This is a genomic window from Acinetobacter lwoffii (genome assembly GCF_052078135.1).
Classification (GTDB): Bacteria; Pseudomonadota; Gammaproteobacteria; order Pseudomonadales; family Moraxellaceae; genus Acinetobacter; species Acinetobacter lwoffii_Z.
In genome coordinates this window covers 1-4,682 of sequence record NZ_JBQGUZ010000050.1, presented here as the reverse complement: position 1 = coordinate 4,682, position 4,682 = coordinate 1, and the positions used below count along the sequence as shown (strand labels likewise).

General features: G+C 33.8%; 6 protein-coding genes. All 6 read left to right on the top strand.

Going from position 1 to position 4,682, the window contains the following annotated elements:
- Nucleotides 1-423: recombinase family protein (locus ACTL4S_RS16235; RefSeq protein ID WP_441299673.1), on the top strand; the 423-nt coding region annotated here is incomplete at its 5' end.
- The gene (locus ACTL4S_RS16230; RefSeq protein ID WP_441299672.1) at nucleotides 420-1,133 is read left to right on the top strand and encodes a DUF4145 domain-containing protein; all 714 of its coding nucleotides are present in this window, start codon (nucleotides 420-422) and stop codon (nucleotides 1,131-1,133) included. The genes ACTL4S_RS16235 and ACTL4S_RS16230, both read left to right, overlap by 4 nt.
- A 433-nt stretch (nucleotides 1,134-1,566) precedes the next feature.
- Nucleotides 1,567-2,526: a replication initiation protein gene (locus ACTL4S_RS16225; RefSeq protein WP_441299671.1), complete on the top strand. Its 960-nt coding sequence runs from the start codon at nucleotides 1,567-1,569 to the stop codon at nucleotides 2,524-2,526.
- Between the two features lie 282 nt (nucleotides 2,527-2,808).
- Entirely contained in the window at nucleotides 2,809-3,312 is a 504-nt protein-coding gene (locus tag ACTL4S_RS16220; protein ID WP_441299670.1) for a hypothetical protein, read from the top strand.
- 59 nt (nucleotides 3,313-3,371) lie between these two features.
- Nucleotides 3,372-3,884 carry a plasmid replication DNA-binding protein gene (locus ACTL4S_RS16215; protein ID WP_441299669.1) on the top strand — a complete coding sequence of 171 codons (513 nt, stop codon included), beginning with the start codon at nucleotides 3,372-3,374 and terminating at the stop codon, nucleotides 3,882-3,884.
- A gap of 519 nt (nucleotides 3,885-4,403) precedes the next feature.
- Nucleotides 4,404-4,682, top strand: a 279-nt coding sequence (locus ACTL4S_RS16210; protein WP_441299668.1) for a recombinase family protein, incomplete at its 3' end; no start/stop codon positions are given.

Below are 4,682 nucleotides of genomic sequence, written 5' to 3'. Positions count from 1 at the left end.
GAGGCACAACAAGGCGATATGTTGCTTGTTGAATCAGTTGATCGCCTATCAAGACTTTCTCAAGATGACTTCTCAATATTAAAGCAACGAATTAAAGATAAAGGTTTACGTTTGGTTGTAGCAGACTTACCAACAACACATGCTCAGCAGAATGGTATGACAGGTGAGATCTTAAGAGTAATTAACGATATGTTGATTGATTTACTAGCAACTATGGCAAAGCTAGACAATGACAAACGTAAAGAGCGTATTAAACAAGGTTTAGCGCGTTCAGGATATCAACCTAAAGGTAAGAAAGCTGATATAGCCAAACATGATAGAATAAAAGCGTTAAATAGTAAAAATTTAACAAAAGAAGAAATTGCTAAAGCTGTAGGTTGTGGTGTAGCAACTGTATATAGAGTTCTAAGAGGACAAAAATGAGTTTTGTTATAGCGGATTGTAGTTACTGTAAAACAAAGAACATTAGGTTCGATAATTTAGGATTCAATATAGTAGCTTCTACTGTATGGGATGTTTTTGCTATATGTAGTAATTGTGATTCGCCTACTGTTTTTCGCATGCTTCAAAAGGCCTCACTTCCATATGCTATTCATGATTCTCTAGTAAAAGCTAGACAGTTAGAAGATATAAAAGATTTAAACCTATCTTTATGTTTCACGATAACAAAGACAATGATTCCCCCTAATAAAGAAATTATTCCTTGCCCTGAACATGTACCGGACAATATAAAAACAGTTTTTGATGAAGCAACTCTTTGCTTAGCAAATAATTGTTATACAGCCAGTGCAGCTATGTTTAGACTTTGTCTTGATCTGACAACAAAAGAATTATTACAAGTGTGGCTAAAACAAAATACAGATTTAATTATCAAGCCTACACAATCTCAGAAAGATAAGTTATTTAACCGTATAGAGTTTTTAATTGATAATAGTGTTATTCCTTCAGATTTAAGAGAATATGCACATCACATTCGTTTAGATGGAAATGACGCTGCACATGATGGAAGTACAGAAAAAGAAGAAGCGGAAGATTTACTAGATTTTAGTGAGCTTTTCTTAAAGCGAATTTATACAATTAAAAAGCAATTGTTAGTAGCACAAGAAAGAAGAATAGCTCGTCGACAGAAGTAGCTTCTTATCTATAGGTGTACGATATTTTAAATAATTACCCTATATCAAATATAGAATACAGTTTAGGTGTTCAACTATAAGATGTATCTGGATTGTAACAAGAAGGGGGAGAAATTCCTGTTCTAATCTGAGTCTTTTGGTAGGCCCATTATTATAATTATCAATTAATTAAATAATTGTTTTGCTATAAATTCTTTAACACTTCCCATAAATAAATGAGAAGTTAATTTTCAGCACAAATTCAAAATTATTTTATTAGTATCGGTAATATAATGAATTGTGATACAAATGATTTACAAATGAAAAAGCCCCGATGACATACAAACTTGGCGGAATGGTGTCAATCGAGGCTTGAATCCTTAGAACATGTTTGCACATGATCTGTATTCATAATACAGCTTCATTGTGCATTTGCAAACAGTGAAGTTATGCAATGCAACAATTATCATTAACTCTTGATCAATTTAGAAACAGCATTCCGGCTAAGCCGTATGCCACCGATGACCTAGCTTTTGGTTTAAAAATACAAAATAAAGAAAAGGCACTTCTTAAGCGCTATCTGTCGGTCAATCATCGTTATTACTTAAAGTGGCTTGTCTTTGATCTTGATATTCCAGCTAGTGTCGCTGAATACAAGTATTCAATGATTGGAGTACCTGCACCTAATTTAATTGTAGAAAATCCTCAGAATGGTCATGCACATTTCCTTTATGAATTAACAGAAGCAATTTATCTAAGCGATTCAGCAAGAGATAAACCAATACGCTATGCAAATGCGATTTACAGCGCTTTACGGAGCCTTTTGGGTGCGGATGTAGGGTACACAGGGTTAATAACTAAAAACGCTTTAAACGATCATTGGAGAGCATACAGCTATCGTTCCCAGCCCTATTCTCTTAAATCCCTGTCAGAAAGTTTAGAGTTAACTTGGCAACAGGTTAAACAGCCAATTTCAACACAAGAAGCAATCTATCTGGGTCGTAACTGTAAAATCTTTGATGATGTTCGTCATTGGGCCTATGTAGAGATAAGGAAGTACAGAGGCAGTATTTATGATCAGTGGTACAAAGCCGTACTTAAACAGTGTGAACAGGTAAATATGAGCTTCACACAGCCTCTTGGATATAATGAAATCAAAGCAATAGCTAAATCTATTTCCAGATGGGTATGGAAGCGTGATTCATATTGCTACCAAGAGTTTATTGACCGTCAGAAACACAAAAGCAAGCTGGGAGCCTCTAAAGGTGGAAAGACCAGATCATCCACTTATCAAGTTCAACGAACTCAAGCCATTGAGCTGAGCAAACAAGGCCTAACACAGGTTGAAATTGCCAAACGTCTAAACGTCAGCACGAGAACCTTAAGAAACTGGAAAAGCGGAAAGTGCCCCTAAATCAGTTTAGTGACGTTGGTGTTCGTTTCCCCCAGATTGCAATCATGATTATTACCGAACTAAAACGGAATTTTAATAGCTCATTTAAATTATCTTCACTTCTAATATTGAGTGTATATGTGTACCTCTGCAATGCCTGATACATATGGCTCTCACATGATTCTATTTATGGAAGATTTGCATTCATCTCTATTGAGAAATTCATGAATTATTCTTTGCAGTATAGGATATAGATTAATATTCAATATATAATTATTATTATTTAGTTCTATGGATGATGGATTGGAATCAAGTCAAAGTAAAACAAAGAGAAATATGATTGCTTTATTGTCTAATTATCAATGGTCATATCAATACTCAATATTTTGTGATGTTAGTAATTTACATTTTGAAGAAGCTAAAGATGTTGCTATGTCATGGATACATGATTTTGATGATCTTAAATTTAGAGACTATTTAAGGAAGACTAGCAATACAGCAATATTATTCAATTTAAGAGTTCACATGATTAAGGGAAGAGAAGATAAGAAAAGATTTCCACAAATCTTTTTAACAATGTATTGCAATGATTCTTTAAGTTTAAATGGTTGTGAAAACTATTTTAAAAATACTGCTTATCCTCTTAATGTCATGCACAAGAGACTTTCTAAATGGAAAATACGAACAACTTGTGACGCCATAAGAACACAAGCTCTTCACAATATTAGCAGCTTAGATGGTAAAGACAGGATTTCAATTATTAATAGGAAATTACTAATTCCTAAACGCATCAATGAAGAAGAATAGGTAGCGTTACATGTCACTCTGATGTAACTTTAAATGATTTATAGGTTCAGGCTACAACTATGAAAGCGATGACTGTAATTGAACTTGCCAAGCTGTATGGTATGAATCGTCAAAGTATTTATAAAAGAATAAATAAAGGTGATTTGAGTAAGAATAGTAATGGTCGAATTGATCTATCAGAAGCTATCAGAGTATTTGGTGAGCCAGCACAAAGAAGTAACTCAAATGTCACTCAGTTACAGTCTTCTGAGGTACATAAATCGGCAGAAGTAGACATATTGAAACAACAGGTGGACATCCTTCAAAAACAGCTTGAACTTGCACAAGAGCGTGAACAATTCCAACGTGAAGAATTAAAAGCAAAGAATGAGCAGATCGAATCTTTACAGCGGTTACTTGGTGCACCAAAACCACAGCCACAAGTCGAGCAGGTACAGGAGCCGACACTTGAACCAATACAACCAACCCCTACACCAATATCAGAGCCTAACCGTATCATTCAGGAATCACAGACTGAACCACAGAAACGCCGTGGCTTGTTTGGTCGTGTAATACGTGCAGTATTGGATTGAGCTTTTTAAATATGATTATGTGTGTAATTTTGATGGCTATTCATCGTTTTTCTGAGGTGGAATGCTCGAGCCATTTTTAATGGTAATACAGAGATCAATTTTTATCGAAAAGTTACTTGATGATGAAAAACATTTTTCATAGCTTAATCTGAAAATCTCTTTAAATATGAATCCTAAAAATATTAGAAGCTTGAATGTATCGAAAAAGTGAGACATAAAAATTGTTAAAGTTTCCATCTGGGATAAACGCCTTATTAAATAACTAACTCATTTTGTCTCATAAAAGGCATAAAATCAAATTTAACTTAAATAACATGTAGTTACGTAGTAATATGTTGACATAAGAGATCAAAATTCTCCATTCTCATTAAATGTATCATTGCACTATACCTAAATCAGAAATTATCAAATGTCGAAATATCCTATCATTGAACTTATTTTTTAAATTAAAAGATAGTAAAATAGATAAATTATCACTATACTATTTTTATAAAGTCTAAATGATAATAAGGATTGCACATGACAACACGTATTTACGTTCGAGCGAGCACAAAAGATCAAAGTGCAGAACGAGCTTTAGATGATTTAATAAACTTCGCTAAAGACTATTCAGAAATTTATATTTCATACATCGAAAACTTCTCAGGTACTAAGTTAGACCGTCCTGTATTGACAAAGTTACTTGATGAGGCACAACAAGGCGATATGTTGCTTGTTGAATCAGTTGATCGCCTATCAAGACTTTCTCAAGATGACTTCTCAATATTAAAGCAACGAATTAAAGATAAAGGTTTACGT

What these genes read in the sequence shown, in the direction of transcription:
- ACTL4S_RS16230 (WP_441299672.1), top strand. Translation starts at nt 420, where the DNA reads ATGAGTTTTGTTATAGCGGATTGTAGTTACTGTAAAACAAAGAACATT.
- ACTL4S_RS16225 (WP_441299671.1), top strand. Translation starts at nt 1,567, where the DNA reads ATGCAACAATTATCATTAACTCTTGATCAATTTAGAAACAGCATTCCG.
- ACTL4S_RS16215 (WP_441299669.1), top strand. Translation starts at nt 3,372, where the DNA reads ATGAAAGCGATGACTGTAATTGAACTTGCCAAGCTGTATGGTATGAAT.